Source organism: Lacisediminihabitans sp., assembly GCF_036569425.1.
Classification (GTDB): Bacteria; Actinomycetota; Actinomycetes; order Actinomycetales; family Microbacteriaceae; genus Lacisediminihabitans.
In genome coordinates this window covers 64,510-79,791 of the sequence record NZ_DATCQQ010000029.1, presented here as the reverse complement: position 1 = coordinate 79,791, position 15,282 = coordinate 64,510, and the positions used below count along the sequence as shown (strand labels likewise).

The window sequence follows — 15,282 nt, the reverse complement described above, 5'->3', positions numbered from 1 at the left end:
GGATAACCTCCCAATCCACCTCGGTGCGGCTCTTGCAAAGTTATTCCAAACATTGCATAGCTACTAAAACGCTTATGGACGTACGGCTTCGCGCGGAATCTGAGCGTCGCGCTACAGAGGTGGGCCGACGAGTTCCGGTATCTGCTGCGCAACTGCGACCTCAGCAGGTTGATGAGATTGTTCGGATGTACGGAGAGATGAAGTCAGTCAAAGGGCTTGCCCGACACCTCGACATCCACCATCACACGGTTCGCAAGCACCTGCTCGACCGTGGTGTTGAGATTGAGCAGCCTAGACAGATGAGTGAGGACGAACTCGCACTCGCGACTCACCTATATATAGACAAACAACTGACCGCGGCGCAGATCGGGCCGAAGCTCGGGTTCACCGCGAGCACCATCGTGAAGGCGCTTAACCGGACGGGTGTGAAGATGCGACAGCAAGTGGCCAGATAGTGGCGGCTAGCCTGCCAACCAGGTAGGACTCGCGTAAATGGCGGAACGGGTTTGAAGTTGGGACGAGCCCCGTTGCTACGGGCTACGGCAGATCTTCTTCTGAACAACTTGAATTCAGCAATAATTCTGTCTCCATGAAGAATCCCTGTGCGCGGCACTAGTACCCATGGCGCGTCGGCTCGGTCTCGTGAAGCCAAGCGAGAACCCCGCCGGATAAGTGCTTCACGCGGGTATAGCCCTGACCCCTGAGTTCCGCCAGCGCGATTGCCGAACGCGTTCCTGCCTTGCAGTAGAGCACTAGGTCGCGATCGCGTGGCAGCTCGGAGAGGACCTCTCCAGAGACAATGCGGTCCAGAGTAATCAGCCGTGACCCCGGAATTGCCACGAGATCGTGCTCGCCCCTCTCACGCACATCGATGAGTTCGAAGTTGGCGTCACCGATTTCCCCTCGCGTCAGGAGGAGTGCCACAAGCTCGTGTACCCCGATTTCGTCATCGGCTGACGCCCGTACTGCAGCGACGCCACAGAACAGTTCGTAGTCAACCAGCTCGGTTATTGGCGCGATCGATTCGTCTTTTCGTATTGTGAGCTCCCGCCAGGTGGCATTCTGGGAGTCAAAGAGAAGAACCCGTCCGAGCAGGATGCGCCCGACACCAGTGATGAGTTTCACGGCTTCTGCGACCATCATCGAACCGATGACTCCGCAGAGCATGCCGAGGACTCCGCCCTCGCCGCAGCTTAGTGAGGCGCCTGCGTGCGGAGCTTCGGGGAACAAGTCACGATAGGTCGGCCCGTGACGCTCCCAGAAGACGCTCACCTGGCCTTCGAAGCGGTAGACCGACCCCCAGACATATGGCTTACCGAGGAGCGCAGCCGCGTCGTTCACGAGGTAGCGGGTTGCGAAGTTGTCAGAGCCGTCGATGATTAGGTCGTAATCGGCGAACAGCGCAAGCACCGTGCTTGAATCGAGCCACAACTCATGGCATCGCACAGTCACGGCGGGGTCGAGTTCGCCTAGAGCCCTCGCGGCAGATGCGAGCTTCGACCCTCCCACACTCGAGACATCGTGAATGATCTGCCGCTGTAGGTTGCTTGCATCGACCAGGTCGTCGTCGACGATGCCGATCGTGCCGATCCCGGCGGCGGCCAGATATAGCAGCACTGGCGAGCCGAGGCCGCCCGCGCCGATGACGAGAACTCGAGCATTTTTGAGCCGACGCTGGCCGAGCGACCCAATCTCGGGAATGATCACGTGCCGTGAGTAGCGTTCCGCCTCTGCAGGAGTGAGTTCAGCTGCCGGTTCGACCAGTGGTGGGAGAGGTGTGGCGTTACGCGCGTTCACAGGTCGGGGCGCCCGTCCATCGCCGAGGAGGCCTGCGCATGCTGCCTTTTGGGGATACGTCCGGCTTGCAATGCGAGCCGACCGGCGATGACAGCGTGCCGGAATGACTCCGCCATCTTCACCGGATCCTGTGCCCGCGTCACGGCCGTGGCCAGCAGCACAGCGTCGCAGCCGAGTTCCATGGCGAGCGCGGCATCCGATGCAGTGCCGATTCCCGCGTCGAGCACCACAGGCACTTGGGCACGGGACACGATCAGTTCAATGTTGTGGCGGTTGAGAATACCCAGTCCGGTGCCTATAGGCGAGCCGAGCGGCATCACTGCCGCGGCGCCGAGCTGTTCGAGCCGCAAGGCCAGGACCGGGTCGTCGTTGGTATAGGCGAAAACAGTGAAGCCGCGTGCGACGAGTTGCTCGGTGGCATCGACTAGCTCGACTGCGTCGGGCAGCAGCGTCTGCTCGTCGGCGATCACCTCGAGCTTGATCCAGTTTGTCTCGAGGGCCTCCCGGGCGAGTTCGGCCGTAATTACTGCTTCGCGCGCAGTGAAACAACCGGCGGTGTTCGGCAACACCCGGATGTCGTAGTCGACAAGCAATTGGAATAGCGACCCGGCCGTACTCGCGCTGTGACGGCGCATGGCCACGGTGGTGAGTTCCGTTCCCGAGGCCAACAATGCTTCCCCGAGGCCGGCTAGGTTCGGCGCGCCGCCCGTTCCCATGATTAGACGTGAGTTCAGTGTGACCCCGTCGATGATCAGTGAGTCGTGGTGCGTTGATGTCGTGATGCTCATACTTAGCCTCCTTGTGCCGCTGTGACGATCTCGATGTCATCGTCGGCCATGAGAACGGTTGTGCTCCACTGGCTCCGCGGCACGACTTCCGCATTGCGCGCGACCGCGATGCCCAGCCGTCTGCCGTCGGCCGCGCGCCCAGCGGCGGTGATCTGCCGACCGGTCTGCTTGCCCACAAGTTCGGCGACGGTCTGGCCGTCTTCCAGCGGGTGGGCCGCGCCGTTCAGGATGATCGTGGCGGTGTCGGGTTTAAGCACGGGTGTGCTCCTTCACAGAGTGCGGCGAGAAACGGTCGGGGCGGAACCGGTGCCAACGAGGGTCGCCTGAGTTGTCGAACAGCTGGACGCAGATTTGTGCGGCAACGGGCGTCAAGAGCACCCCGTTCCTGAAAAAGCCGGTCGCGATGATCAGACCCGGGATGTCGAGGCCATTGGCCCCGGACGACACGCGACCGAGCAGCGGGGCATTGTCTGGCGTACCCGGCCGAGCGCGGGTGGTCACCTCAAGCAGCTCCAACTCGGCGATGGCGGGGACGAGGGCCTGGGCGTCACGTAGAAGCTGGTAGACACCGCCGATCGGCGCGACGTCGGTGCCGTGCTCGCGCTGGGTGGCGCCGAGCACCAATGTCCCATCTGACCGCGGCACCAGATACACAGAATTGCCGCGGACCAGCCCGCGGATAGTCTCTGTCAGGAACGGCTGGAGGGGGCCGGGTACTCGCAGCCGCAGGATGTCTCCGAGGACGGGCCGCAGCGGCAATTCAAGCCCGCCTGGCAGACCGCCCAACGCACCGGCTGCCAGAGCGTTCGCCACGACGACCTCATTCGCGGCCACCGTAGATCCGTCGTGAAGGACGACCCCAGTGACGCGCGAATGCGAGTCGCCCAGCTTCCCGTGCAGCAGGCGCACCGCATTCTGCCTGATCGCTGGCTGGTGGACCCAACCGCTCCGCCGGGCGAGCTTGGCAAGCGCAGACTGAAGGCAGGCGGCGAGCAGCCGAGGGTCGACCTGGTGGTCTTGCGCGACGCGGCAAGCGGCCGAGATGTGGGGGCTGAGCAACGGCTCGATTTCCCTTGCTTCACGAACGAGCAGCGGGCTCGCATTCAAGCCGTGCGCGACCTGCAGCCCCCTTAAGTCGGTCAGAGTGCGGCGGTCTGCTGCGTCGACGCCGACCACGAGGGTACCGGTCTCACGATATCCGACCGTCGCGGCATCTACTCCGAGCGATTCAACAAATGAGGGATAGAGGGCGGCTGAGGCCAGGGTCAGCTCGAGAAGATCTTCTTCCTGAAAGAGCAATTCGCTTACAGCGGCAAGCATGCCCGCTGCAGCATACGTCGCACCACGTGCGGGAGCCGCGTCGATGACGGCGACCGTGCGACCGGAGAGCGCTGCGGCCCACGCGATTCCCAGGCCGACGATGCCCGCACCGATCACTGCCACATCGACCGTGCGCCCATCGGTTGTGCCACTCATCGTGCCTTATCCCCACCATGCGGCGCTGTGGCAAGAGCTCGAACAACCAAAGCTCTCGAGCCCGATCTGTCTCTCTGGCGTAGCCCACGACCCCGAGTCGACCGCGCACCGCGGCGCGCAGAGTTCTCCTCGCCCCGATGGTGGGCAAAGAGACACACCCTAAGGTTGAAGGCGTGACGAAGAACCTTGGCCGCCTCTACCTGTGCACTGACGCCAGGAAGAACAAGGGCGACTTCGCCGAATTCATTGACGCGGCGTTCGGTGGTGGAGTCGACATCATCCAGTTGAGAGATAAAACACTCGAGGCCCGTCACGAACTCGAACTCCTCGAAATTCTGCGCGACACAGCCGAACGGCATGGTCGACTGTGGGCAGTGAATGACCGTGCAGATATTGCGGTGCTTGCGCACGCTCCGGTGCTCCACGTCGGCCAGGACGACCTGCCGGTGGACACGGCCCGGCGGCTGCTCGGCGACGACACAATAATTGGGTTGTCGAGCCACACGACCGGGCAGGTCGATGCGGCGATGTCCGCCGGAGGCCCCGACTACTTCTGTGTGGGCCCGGTATGGGCAACGCCGACAAAACCGGGGCGAGCAGCGGTGGGGCTCGACCTGGTACGTCATGCAGCCGCCCACTCGCACGTTAGCGCTGGCACGCCGCCGTGGTTTGCCATCGGCGGTATCGACCTCGATCACATCGACGAGGTCGTTGAAGCCGGGGCCAGCCGTGTGGTGGTCGTGCGGGCGATCACCGAAGCGGACGATCCAGCCGACGCGGCGAAGCGCTTGCTCGACAGGTTGCCTCCGCTGGGCTGAACACCGCATCTCACACCCTAGCGTGCAGGCGTGGGGCGTCGAAGAAGTCCAGCTCGAATTGCGATGACTGTTCAAACACTGTTTTCATGTTTTGCCTCTCCCCTGGCGCAGCCGCAGCCGCAGCCGCATTGACGAAAGTGATAGCGCGGCGAGCCGATTCAACGAACGCCTCGTCGGAGTACGTTTCAAGCCATGCCGCATACGGGTGTGCCTCGTTACGGCCCTGTGCCAGGAATTCGGTCTGAAGCCGCTCTCCCACCTCCGCGTATAGCCAGAAGCAGGGAAGAACCGAGGCGACGACTACCGCGTAGCTGCCCTGCACGCTCACCGCCAGCAGGTGGTCGAGATACCCCTTCGTGACAGGGCCGGGCGCCGGCTGCGGATGATCGCCTACCCAGCTTCGATGAAGCTCAGCCTCGACTTCGAGGCATAGCTGGGCGGAGTTTGCCCAGAAGCGTTGCTCTTCTTCAGTCGGTGCCAGCCTGCTCGCGCGGGTGAGCACATGGGAGTACGTGTTGAGGTAAACCGCATCCTGGGCGAGGTAGTAGGCGAAGTCGACGCTGTCGAGGGTGCCGTTACCGAGGGCAACGATAAAGGGCAACTCAAAGATCCTCGAACGGATCGAGGTGATTCCCGCCCATAGAGACTCGCTGAATTCACGGCCACGGGGCGCTGGCCCGGCGAATAGGTGATGGAAATGGTGGATCGGGCCGTTGCCGCCGCCCACCTCGAGTGAATCCGCGTGAGCCAGCGCGTCGTTCAGCCACTCCTTCACACGACAGAGCGACGCAGCCCAATCACCGGTCTGCGCCTGCACTGTCGCGATGGCGGAAGAGAGCGAGCAGCCCGTACCGTGCGTATTATTCGTAACCACACGGGGCGAAACGAACTCCACCACAGTGTCAGCGAGCAACCCGTTGGAGTTGACCAGGGCATCCGGGCAGTCTGTACCGGTCAAATGGCCGCCCTTCACCAACACTGTCACACCGGTCACCGTCGAGAGTCGCTTGCCCTGCTCCAGTGCTTCCGCCCAATCTGCGGCAGGTTCCTCCTGGAGGAGTACGGCGAGTTCTGGCAGGTTGGGCGTCACCAGATCAACGAGTGAAACGAGGTTGCGTAGCGACTGCTCGGCCGATGCCGCCAGCAGCCGGTCGCCGCTGGTCGATACCATCACGGGGTCGAGCACCACGAGCGGAGGGCGTGTGGCCTGCAGCCAGGAGCTCACCTCATCGATCACGGCAAGGTCGACGAGCATACCAATCTTCACGGCGTCGATCTGTACGTCATCACTCACGGCGTCGAGCTGCTGCCGCAGAAACTCCACCGGCGGTGTGTGCACCGCCAGAACGCCTCGCGTATTCTGTGCCACGAGAGCGGTCACGACGGCCATTCCGTACCCACCATTCGCGGCGATGCTCTTGAGGTCAGCCTGAATACCGGCGCCCCCTGTCGGATCGGTACCGGCAATGCTGAGCACTCTCGGCGTGGCCCTGAGTTGCAGGCCAGAGGCGTGCTTGTTCACATTCGACATCCGTTCGCCTGTGCCGAAGAGCGATGCTCGAGAGGTACGTGGAAGCTCGGATACATCAGCGGGGCCGAAACAGCCGGTCACCGGGCTGGGTTAGCGTGCGCCGACGACGGGTTCTGGGAGATAGACCTTGCCACCAGATTCACGGAACGCGGCTGACTTCTCCTCCATCCCTGCAACGATCTGCTGTTCCGACATCCCTCCGAACTGATCCCGGATATCCTGCGAGATCCGCATAGAGCAAAACTTCGGACCACACATCGAACAGAAATGAGCCGTTTTCGCCGGCTCTGCCGGCAGGGTCTCATCGTGGAACTCCTCGGCCGTGACCGGGTCAAGGGACAGGGCGAACTGATCGCGCCAGCGAAACTCGAAACGCGCTTTCGACAGTGCGTCATCGCGCTCGTGGGCGCCGGGGTGGCCCTTCGCCAGATCGGCCGCGTGAGCGGCGATCTTGTATGTGATCACACCCGTTTTGACGTCTTCCTTGTTCGGTAGTCCCAGATGCTCTTTAGGGGTCACATAGCAAAGCATCGCGGTTCCATACCGGGCGATCTCGGTGGCTCCAATCGCAGAGGTGATGTGGTCGTAACCCGGAGCGATATCCGTGACTAGGGGACCGAGCGTGTAAAAGGGTGCACTGTCACACAGCTCCTGCTGACGTTCAACGTTCTCCCGAACCAAATGAAACGGAATATGGCCGGGCCCTTCTACCATCACCTGGACGTCATACTTCCAAGCCCGTTTGGTCAGTTCCGCGAGAGTGTCGAGTTCAGCGAACTGGGCCGCATCATTCGCATCCGCGGTTGACCCAGGCCGTAAACCGTCGCCCAGCGAAAACGCCACATCATAACGAGCGAAGATCTCACACAACTCATCAAAATGGGTGTACAGGAAGTTTTCCTGATGGTGCGCCAGACACCATCCAGCCATGATCGACCCGCCACGAGAAACGATCCCCGTCACACGATTCGCGGTCAAGGGAACATACCGGAGCAACACACCGGCATGGATCGTCATATAGTCCACACCCTGCTCACATTGCTCGATCACCGTGTCTCGGTAAATTTCCCACGTGAGCTCATTCGCTTCACCATTCACCTTTTCAAGCGCCTGGTAGATCGGTACGGTACCGATGGGTACCGGGGAATTACGAATAATCCACTCCCGCGTCGTGTGGATGTCATCACCAGTCGACAGATCCATGACCGTGTCCGCACCCCACTGGGCAGCCCACTGCAGCTTGTCCACCTCTTCGGCAATCGAGCTGGTCACCGCCGAGTTTCCGATGTTTGCATTGATCTTTACAAGGAACGCTTTGCCGATGACCATCGGCTCGGACTCCGGATGGTTGATGCTGTTGGGGATAATCGCCCGACCCGCAGCGACCTCAGACCGAACCAACTCCGCATCGCAGTTCTCTCGAAGCGCGACAAAACGCATCTCCGGAGTGATCAGGCCCTGCCTTGCATAGTGCATCTGGGTGACCGTCCTACCGGGTAAGGAGCGACGCGGCACAGGTCGGTCACCCTCCCACTCGGCGGATGCGGCGCCCCTGCGGATCGCCGCACGCCCATCATCGTGCAGATTTCGCTCGCGCCCGGAATACTCTTCGGTGTCACCACGCGCCTCGATCCAAGCTGAACGAAATGGCGAAAGGCCGCGCACAGGATCGCTCCCCGGCCCCTCGGTGCGATATACCGTGAACGGCAGGTTTTCTTGGCCATTCGGCGACGCCTCAAGCGCAATCCGTGTGACGGGGACACGAATTCCGTGCTCGACGTCCTGAACGTATGCGAGCGTGTGGGATGGGCTAACGGGTTCCATTCGAGGACTCCTACTTCCTTCGCCGGCATTACCCGGACAGGTTCAACGGTCGCAGGCCGCGTCAGCCTGATCTCAGCCCATGCAAGGGCACCCGTGTGGATGGAGTCACCATAACATCTCTGGGCCGCCGCAAGCCAAGCAGCGCTCGCGCTAGCAATTCATTTATCCGTAGATGAACAGGTAAGCGCGCCGCAGGTCGAATCAAAGCCCCGTCGCGCTGCAAGCACGATCGCGAAGACACTCTGATTCGGTTTCCGACTTCCGATCGCTATACCGGTCGCTATTCCGATCGGTGCGGAAGAAGGGACTCGAACCCTCACGCCTTTCGGCACAGGTACCTAAAACCTGCGTGTATACCAATTTCACCACTCCCGCGAGTGCCGCTCAAGTGTATCCGGACCGCCCGGGTGCCCGCCTCATTAGCGACCGAGCGGTGAACTCACGACAAATTCTCCGTGGCGTGTATCAGGAAAAGCATTGCCCTCCTCCTGTCGGGTGATGAGAATTCAAACCATGAACGATAGCGACGCCATCCGCAGCCGGCCCGACGGCCAGCGGCTGGAGTCGTCTGTCATCTGGGATGATGCGGCGGTCGCCTTCGACCGCTGGCTCAGGGGGGCGCCCGGAGCGATGGATGAGTTAGTCACCACCATGACACCCGTTCTCTGGCATGTCGTTCGCGCGTACGGTCTGACCCGGGACCTTGCGCAGGACGTCATCCAGACGACATGGCTGACGCTCGTCCAGCGCTCCGGGTCGATAAACGACTCGCACGCGATCGCCGCCTGGCTCATGACCACGGCGAGGCGGGAGGCCTGGCGCGTCGCCAAGCGGGGGGCGACGCAGATCCCGGTAGCGGACGAGGTGCTCCATGCCGCGCTCGACGACGAGTCCTCCGCCGAAGACGTGGTTCTCGCCCGCGACGGGGACAGCCGGTTGTGGGCGTGCGTGAAGGGCCTCTCCGAGCGGTGCCAGCGGCTGTTGCGCATTGTCGCGTTCGAGCAGCGCCCCGACTACACCCGGATCGCGCGCGACCTCGGCATGCCGATCGGCAGCATCGGGCCCACTCGCGGCCGGTGCCTGTCCAAACTGCGGGAGGCTCTCGAGTCGAGCGCGGGCGCGCGATGACGACCACCGATCCGCGTTTCCCGCACGACGACAGCGTCCTCTTCGCGCGCCTGCGCCGGATGTGGAATCGCCGCGACCCGGTGCCGAACGACCTCGTCGATTCGGTGCTCGTCGCGCTCGCGACCGAGGGCCTGGTCGAGGAGTACGCGCTGCTCACCATGCTCGAGACGGGTGACCGGCTCGCCGGAGTGCGCGGCGGGGGCGACGACGCCTCCCGCCACACGCAGGTCTTCGAGTTCGCCGACGGAACGGTGACGGTGATGCTCCGGGTGAGCGCCCTGAATGAGCGCCGTCGCCGCGTGGACGGCTGGCTCGCGCCCGCCCGGCCCATCTCCGTCGTTCTCCAGCACGGGGACGAGGAGTGGACGGCGTCGGTGAGCGCCGAGGGCAGGTTCGAGTTCAACGACGTTCCTGCCGGATCCGTGCGCCTGTTGCTGCGGCCTGACGCCGGCGGCAGAATCGACGACACGGCGCGCCAGGGGTTCGCCACACCGCAATTCGACCTGTAGGGAGTTGGCAATGAGAGACCACAACGATGATTCGCGCCGGCCGACGAGCGAACTGGACTGGCGCTCGCGGTATCCGCTCTTCCCCGGTCGGCTGCTCGATCCGTCGGCGGTCACCGTCGACGGCATCCGCGCCTTCCCCACCGTGTACGTGCCGCAGCGGCTCATCGTGTCGACTCTTCGCGGTATCGACTCGGTGCTCGGCGCGCTTCGCGAGGCGGCGCAGGGGCTCGGCTGGCAGGTGGCGCCGGACGAGAAGTTCGGCGAGCGGATCGTCGAGGAACCGGAGGGGGCGCGGGCCGAGCGCATCACCAGGTATCCCTGGGCCACCGGTCCGCTCGGGGTGTCCCGCCTGCTCATCACGGTGGCGAAGGACACCGCGACGGTCTCTCCCGATGCCTGGACCCTCCTGCAGCGGGCGCGCGCGCTGCCCGGCAGGCCGGACCTCCGCGGGATCGGGCTCGACCACGTGCTCACCCTCGACTCGTCGCTCTCGTCCAACCCGTTCCACTCGACCAATCCGTTTCATTCCACGAATCCGGCCGACTCGAGCGTCGACGTCGGCGCGATCGCGAGCTACGGCGTGCAGGGCAGCGGCGGGCTCCAGCCGGTGGCCTTCGCGGGCGCCGCGCCGCGCCGTCGCGGCGACGACGAGCGCAGCAACCGGCGGCCGGTCGTGGGCACCGTCGACACCGGATGCGGCAGGCATCCGTGGCTCGACGGGATCGTGCGCACCGACGTGGGACTCGACGGCGGGCCGATCGGGTACGCCTCGCCCGCCAACGACCCGGAGGTGCATCCCGACCTCGTCGGACCGCTCGACGGCGCGATCGACGCCGACTCCGGCCACGGAACGTTCATCGCCGGGCTCATCCACCAGGCCTGTCCGGACGCCGATATCGTGGCCTGGCGGGTGGTGGACTCCGACGGCACGATCGTGGAATCCGACCTGGTCGCGACCCTCACCGACATAGGGACTCTCGTGCAGCGACACGCGGCCGGGCGGGCGGACGGGCTCGCGCTTGACGTGCTCAACCTCTCGATGGGGTACTACCACGAGACGCCGAAAGACGATCTCTTCGACCCGACCATGTATGAGCTGCTCGCCTCCCTGGGCCGCTGCGGCACGGTGGTCACCTGTTCGGCCGGCAACGATGCGACCGAGCGGCCCATGTTCCCCGCCGCGTTCGCGCCCTGGGCCGGGGGTGGCAACCCGAATCTGCTCGACCCGGCGGCCGTGCCGATCGTCACCGCGGGCGCCCTCAACCCCAACCGGTCGACCGTGGCGCTCTTCAGCAACACGGGGCAGTGGGTGAGCGCGTGGGCGCCGGGAGCCGCCGTGGTCAGCACGATGCCGTCATTCGAGGGCGGAGGGCTCCCGTTGGCCAGGACGGTGGCCGACGGCCACACGAGGGAGTCCATCGACCCCGACGACTTCCGCGGCCTCTTCGCCGTCTGGAGCGGCACCTCGTTCGCCGCTCCGCTCGTGGCCGGTGCCGTCGCGGCCGCGCTGGATGACATCCTCGCCGAGGCGGGCGAGTCGTCGTCCCCGGCGGAATCGGTGGAGCGTGCCGTCAAGGCCATCCACGAGGCGACCTCGATCGCGCCATAATGAGGCATGCTGTCGGCGGCGGTGCTCTACGAACGAGGTGTCGAGCACGGCAACGCCGGGCGTCACGCCGCGGCGAGACGCGTGCTCGAGGAGGCGGTGCGACGCACCGAGGATCCCGACCTCTTGGCGCGCATCGGCGGCACGATCGCCTACATCGTCTCGGAGACCGGTGACGCGGACGGCGGCATCGCGCTCTGCCGGTCCGCGCTCGACACGGAGCGCATCTCCTCGCGCACCCGCGCGATCCTCACCAGCCAACTGGGGCTGATCGAACTTCGCCGGGGCGACGGCGCCGCCGCCCTGCCTCTGCTGACCTCGGCGATCCTCGAGCTGGGGGACGACCCGGCCCGGCTCGGCCGAGTGCACCTCAATCGCGGCCTCGTCTACCTCGAGCGCGGCGAGGTCGCGAGTGCTCTCGCCGACTTCGCACAGGCGGCCGAGGCCTTCGTGCGAAGCGACGAGCCGGTGGAACTGGCCAAGGCCCTCAACAACCAGGGCTACGCGGCGATGCTTGCCGGGGACCTGATCGCCGCCCTGCGCCTCATGGACGAGTCGCGGCCGGTGCTCGCGGCCCTCTCGCCGGTTGCACTCGCCACCTGCGACGCCGATCGGGCGGAGGTGCTGCTCGCCGCCGGGATGACCAGCGAGGCGACCGAGCTGCTCGGGAGCGTCGCGCGCACCTACGGTGCCCGCGGACTCCGGCAGGCGCAGGGCGAGGCGGAACTGGTGCTGGCCAGGGCGCTCGTGCTCGAGGATGCGCCCCGCGCGGCCGCCGTAGCCCGACGCGCGGCGAGACGGTTCCGTGCCCGTGGCGCTGAGGGGTGGGCCCTGCGCGCCGACGCGTTCGCCATCATGGCGGCGGTGCAGGCCGGTGGCAGGTCCGGTGCTCTCACCGAGCGGGCCGATGCCGTGGCCGAGCGACTCGCCGCGAGCCATTTCGACAATGACGCGACCGCGCTTCGCCTGCAGGCCGTGCGGCTGCGGATTCGGGGCGGTCGTCTCGACTCGGCCCGTCGCACCATCGCCGGGGTGCGCCTTGCGGCCGGCACCCGCGTGACGACCCGGTTGCTCGCCCGCGAGGTCGGCGCCGAGCTCGCGGTCGCCGAGGGTCGTCCCCGTCGGGCGCTCGCCATCGCCCGCACCGGCCTGGACGAGCTGGGGGAGTGGCAGTCGACCTTCGGCAGTCTCGACCTGCAGAGCTCGCTCGTGGTGCACGGACGCCGCCTGGTGCTCGACGGCCTCCGCATCGCCGTGTCGAACGGCCGCGCGGCCGAGGCCTTCGAGTGGTCGGAACGCACCCGCAGCCTGTCGAGCCGCATCGTGCCGCTGCGTCCGCCCTCCGATCCGCGCACGGCCGACGATCTCACTGAACTGCGGCAGCTGCGCGCGCTCGACCCCTCGCCGCAGTCCGCCGACGGACGGCGGGAGGCGGCGCTGCGCGAGGCCGTCCGGCGCCGGCAGTGGGGGGATCGCGGCTCCGGCAGCGTGGCCGCCCTCGCCGGAATCGACGACGTGCAGCGGGAACTCGCCTCGAGCGGGGCGGTGCTGCTCTCCTACCTCTGGGCGGGGGAGTCGCTCACGGCTCTCGTGCTGACGCCGGACGCTGCCACGATGACTGACCTCGGCCCGTGGGCGCCCATCCGCGGGATTCTCGATGGACTCCTTGCCGACCTCGACATGGCCGCGGCGACGCTTTCGCCCGCGCTGGAACGAGCCGTTCGCGCGTCCCTCCGGGAGCGGCTCGACCGGCTCGCGGCCGCCATCGTGCTGCCCGTCGTGCCGCACCTGGGCGAGGGCAGGATCGTTCTCACCCCACCCGGGGTGCTCTCCGGGGTGCCGTGGTCGATGCTCCCGCCGCTCGCCGGCCGCTCGATCACCCTTCCGACGTCGGCGACTCGCTGGCTCGAACAGCGGCGGACCGTCCTGACGCTGGCGACGGCGGGCTTCTCCGCCGGCCCCGGCGTGGAGCGGGCGGTCGACGAGGTGACGGCGGCGGCCGCAAGCTGGGCGAGCTCGGACGTGCTGCTCGGCGCCGAGGCGTCGAGCGAACGGGTCTCGGCACTCGCCGAACGGGTGGACGTGCTGCACGTGTCCGCGCACGGCAGGCATTCGGCGGACAACCCTCTGTTCTCCGGCATCGAACTCATCGATGGGCCGTGGTTCGGCTACGACATCGGCCAGCTGCCGCGCGTTCCATCGGCGGTGGTGCTCTCGGCGTGCGAGCTCGGCAGGAGCGCCGTGCGCGGGGGGCTAGAGGCGCTCGGGATGTCGCAGGCCTGGCTGCACGCGGGGGCGCGCTGCGTGATCGCGTCTCCCGCGATCGTCGGCGACTCGGCGGCGTGCGACCTGCTGTCGGCAGCGCACGACCTGCTGGCCGCAGGTGCGGCCCCGGCCGACGCGCTCGCCGCGGCCTCGGCCACGGTGGGTTTCTCATCGTCGTTCCAGTGCTACGGCGCCGGCTGGTGAGCACCGCGCCCGGCTAGAGGTGGTCCTTCTCCGCCTCGACCCGGGGAACGAGCGGCACGGCCAGGGCCGGGCACGCCGCCACGACGAGGAAGGCCAGCGGGAAGCCCACGAGCCCGATGAGGGCGCCGACGAGCGGCCCCACCGCCGACGCCGCGACGAACTGGCCGGTGTTCTGCACCCCGAGGGCACGACCGGACCAGGCGGCCCCCGACATCTCCGCGACCGAGGTGAAGGCGAGACCGTTGTCGGCCACCGTCACGGTCATCGCGATCACGAGCACGATCGCGCCGAGCAGCCAGCCGGCGCCACCGACGGCGGCGAGCAGCAGCATCACGACGCACGCCGAGACCGCCACCCAGCGCAGGGGGCGAACCCGGCTCGCGACCCGGTCGCTCAGCACGCCGACGCCGATCCGGCCCACCGCTCCCACGAACTGGGCGGATCCGACGAGGATGCCGGCCGCGAGCGCCGGCACGCGCAGCTCAGTCACGAGCCAGACGAGGCCGAAGGTGGAGAGCGTGAACTGCGGCACGACGAGCAGCACCGATACGGCGTGGATGCGCCAGAGGAATCCGCTCGAACGGTACGGATTGCGCGGTCGTTCACCGGTCACCGTCGCGGCGGGCCGTGGCGGGTTCACGATTCCGATGGCGCAGGCGACGGCGAGCACCGCGGTGAGCGCGAGCGGCACGATGAGGGCGGTCCCGATGCCGCCGGCCGACGCGATCGACGGCACGGTCACCGCCGCCACCGTTACGCCGAGCGGCTGCGCCATCTGCCTGATTCCCATCGCGAGCCCGCGCCGGTCCTTGGGAAACCAGCCGACCACGACCTTCCCGCTCGCCGAGTTGGTGCTCGCCGACGCGGCCCCGCCGAGCAGCAGGAACACTCCGAGCGACAGGTACCCGGGCGAGACCGCCGCGCCGAGGGCCGCGAGGGAGGTGAGCGCGAGTCCGCCGGCGATCACCCACTTCTCGCCCACCCGATCGGCGAGGGCGCCCCAGGCGATGAGGGTGAGCACCATGCCCATCGTCGGCGCGGCGGCCAACAGCCCGGCCTGGGCGAGGGAGAGCCCACGCTCGGCGTGCAGGAGGGGGATGAGGAACGCGGGAGTCGTGACGAAGACGGTGCCGGCGGTCTGCGCGGCCACCCCGAGGACGAGCGCGGTCCAGGCGCGCGTCGCGTGCGGAAAGGGGGCCGTGGAGACCGTGGTCATGTGCGCGTCTTCCTTCCGCATCCGCCCGCCAGCTCGTTCCGGCGGCCGGCTCCGACGCCGTTTGGTCAGCGGACCGTCACACGGCGTTCACACTGCGGCCAATTCGAGGCAGCATCGGCT

The 15,282-nt window shown here is 66.3% G+C and carries 13 protein-coding genes, 1 tRNA gene and 1 riboswitch; of the genes, 6 read left to right on the top strand and 8 right to left on the bottom strand.

The window, feature by feature from the left end; genetic code table 11:
• The first annotated feature begins 185 nt into the window (after positions 1 to 185).
• The gene (locus tag VIM54_RS06145) at positions 186 to 455 is read left to right on the top strand and encodes a hypothetical protein (RefSeq protein ID WP_331899883.1); all 270 of its coding nucleotides are present in this window, start codon (positions 186 to 188) and stop codon (positions 453 to 455) included.
• A gap of 157 nt (positions 456 to 612) precedes the next feature.
• Here the strand turns inward: VIM54_RS06145 and moeB are convergent, their stop codons facing one another.
• Genes moeB through thiO form a run of 4 tightly spaced genes read right to left on the bottom strand, consistent with a single transcriptional unit; the run spans position 613 to position 4,061 of the window.
• Positions 613 to 1,797, bottom strand: a complete 1,185-nt coding sequence (gene moeB / locus VIM54_RS06140) for a molybdopterin-synthase adenylyltransferase MoeB (RefSeq protein WP_331899882.1) — start codon at positions 1,795 to 1,797, stop codon at positions 613 to 615.
• Complete coding sequence (locus tag VIM54_RS06135) at positions 1,794 to 2,585, bottom strand: thiazole synthase (protein WP_331899881.1); 792 nt, start codon at positions 2,583 to 2,585, stop codon at positions 1,794 to 1,796. Before VIM54_RS06135 ends, moeB begins: the two co-directional genes overlap by 4 nt.
• A gap of 2 nt (positions 2,586 to 2,587) precedes the next feature.
• Entirely contained in the window at positions 2,588 to 2,842 is a 255-nt protein-coding gene (gene thiS / locus VIM54_RS06130) for a sulfur carrier protein ThiS (protein ID WP_331899880.1), read from the bottom strand.
• Positions 2,835 to 4,061 (bottom strand): glycine oxidase ThiO, encoded by a 1,227-nt coding sequence (gene thiO, locus VIM54_RS06125; protein ID WP_331899879.1) that lies wholly within the window; start codon positions 4,059 to 4,061, stop codon positions 2,835 to 2,837. The genes thiS and thiO overlap by 8 nt, the downstream gene beginning before the upstream one ends.
• A gap of 173 nt (positions 4,062 to 4,234) precedes the next feature.
• Here thiO and thiE point away from each other — a divergent pair, with 173 nt between their 5' ends.
• Entirely contained in the window at positions 4,235 to 4,879 is a 645-nt protein-coding gene (thiE, locus tag VIM54_RS06120) for a thiamine phosphate synthase (RefSeq protein ID WP_331899878.1), read from the top strand.
• A 10-nt stretch (positions 4,880 to 4,889) separates the two neighbouring features.
• Here thiE and VIM54_RS06115 read toward each other — a convergent pair whose 3' ends face one another.
• From VIM54_RS06115 to VIM54_RS06105, 3 genes are all read right to left on the bottom strand, one after another.
• Entirely contained in the window at positions 4,890 to 6,491 is a 1,602-nt protein-coding gene (locus tag VIM54_RS06115) for a bifunctional hydroxymethylpyrimidine kinase/phosphomethylpyrimidine kinase (RefSeq protein WP_414673181.1), read from the bottom strand.
• 9 nt (positions 6,492 to 6,500) lie between these two features.
• A complete protein-coding gene (thiC, locus tag VIM54_RS06110) occupies positions 6,501 to 8,234 on the bottom strand; it encodes a phosphomethylpyrimidine synthase ThiC (protein WP_331899876.1) in 1,734 nt (577 codons plus the stop codon).
• Positions 8,232 to 8,339, bottom strand: a riboswitch (TPP riboswitch). It overlaps the preceding gene by 3 nt.
• Positions 8,340 to 8,527: 188 nt before the next feature.
• Positions 8,528 to 8,609 (bottom strand) — tRNA-Leu (locus VIM54_RS06105).
• Between the two features lie 138 nt (positions 8,610 to 8,747).
• Here VIM54_RS06105 and VIM54_RS06100 point away from each other — a divergent pair.
• The 4 genes from VIM54_RS06100 to VIM54_RS06085 are packed head-to-tail and all read left to right on the top strand — an operon-like array spanning position 8,748 to position 13,946.
• Positions 8,748 to 9,362 (top strand): sigma-70 family RNA polymerase sigma factor, encoded by a 615-nt coding sequence (locus VIM54_RS06100; RefSeq protein WP_331899875.1) that lies wholly within the window; start codon positions 8,748 to 8,750, stop codon positions 9,360 to 9,362.
• The gene (locus VIM54_RS06095; protein WP_331899874.1) at positions 9,359 to 9,871 is read left to right on the top strand and encodes a hypothetical protein; all 513 of its coding nucleotides are present in this window, start codon (positions 9,359 to 9,361) and stop codon (positions 9,869 to 9,871) included. The genes VIM54_RS06100 and VIM54_RS06095 overlap by 4 nt, the downstream gene beginning before the upstream one ends.
• A gap of 10 nt (positions 9,872 to 9,881) precedes the next feature.
• A complete protein-coding gene (locus VIM54_RS06090) occupies positions 9,882 to 11,480 on the top strand; it encodes a S8 family serine peptidase (protein WP_331899873.1) in 1,599 nt (532 codons plus the stop codon).
• Positions 11,481 to 11,486: 6 nt separating this feature from the next.
• Positions 11,487 to 13,946 carry a CHAT domain-containing protein gene (locus VIM54_RS06085; RefSeq protein ID WP_331899872.1) on the top strand — a complete coding sequence of 820 codons (2,460 nt, stop codon included), beginning with the start codon at positions 11,487 to 11,489 and terminating at the stop codon, positions 13,944 to 13,946.
• Positions 13,947 to 13,959: 13 nt separating this feature from the next.
• Here VIM54_RS06085 and VIM54_RS06080 read toward each other — a convergent pair whose 3' ends face one another.
• Positions 13,960 to 15,162 (bottom strand): MFS transporter, encoded by a 1,203-nt coding sequence (locus tag VIM54_RS06080; RefSeq protein WP_331899871.1) that lies wholly within the window; start codon positions 15,160 to 15,162, stop codon positions 13,960 to 13,962.
• Between the last annotated feature and the right edge of the window lie 120 nt (positions 15,163 to 15,282).

Bases quoted from the DNA above. Each gene is read 5' to 3' on its own strand.
- VIM54_RS06085 (WP_331899872.1), top strand. From the start codon at position 11,487: ATGCTGTCGGCGGCGGTGCTCTACGAACGAGGTGTCGAGCACGGCAAC.
- VIM54_RS06090 (WP_331899873.1), top strand. From the start codon at position 9,882: ATGAGAGACCACAACGATGATTCGCGCCGGCCGACGAGCGAACTGGAC.
- VIM54_RS06080 (WP_331899871.1), bottom strand. From the start codon at position 15,162: ATGACCACGGTCTCCACGGCCCCCTTTCCGCACGCGACGCGCGCCTGG.
- thiO (WP_331899879.1), bottom strand. From the start codon at position 4,061: ATGAGTGGCACAACCGATGGGCGCACGGTCGATGTGGCAGTGATCGGT.
- VIM54_RS06135 (WP_331899881.1), bottom strand. From the start codon at position 2,585: ATGAGCATCACGACATCAACGCACCACGACTCACTGATCATCGACGGG.
- VIM54_RS06145 (WP_331899883.1), top strand. From the start codon at position 186: ATGTACGGAGAGATGAAGTCAGTCAAAGGGCTTGCCCGACACCTCGAC.
- VIM54_RS06100 (WP_331899875.1), top strand. From the start codon at position 8,748: ATGAACGATAGCGACGCCATCCGCAGCCGGCCCGACGGCCAGCGGCTG.
- VIM54_RS06095 (WP_331899874.1), top strand. From the start codon at position 9,359: ATGACGACCACCGATCCGCGTTTCCCGCACGACGACAGCGTCCTCTTC.
- thiC (WP_331899876.1), bottom strand. From the start codon at position 8,234: ATGGAACCCGTTAGCCCATCCCACACGCTCGCATACGTTCAGGACGTC.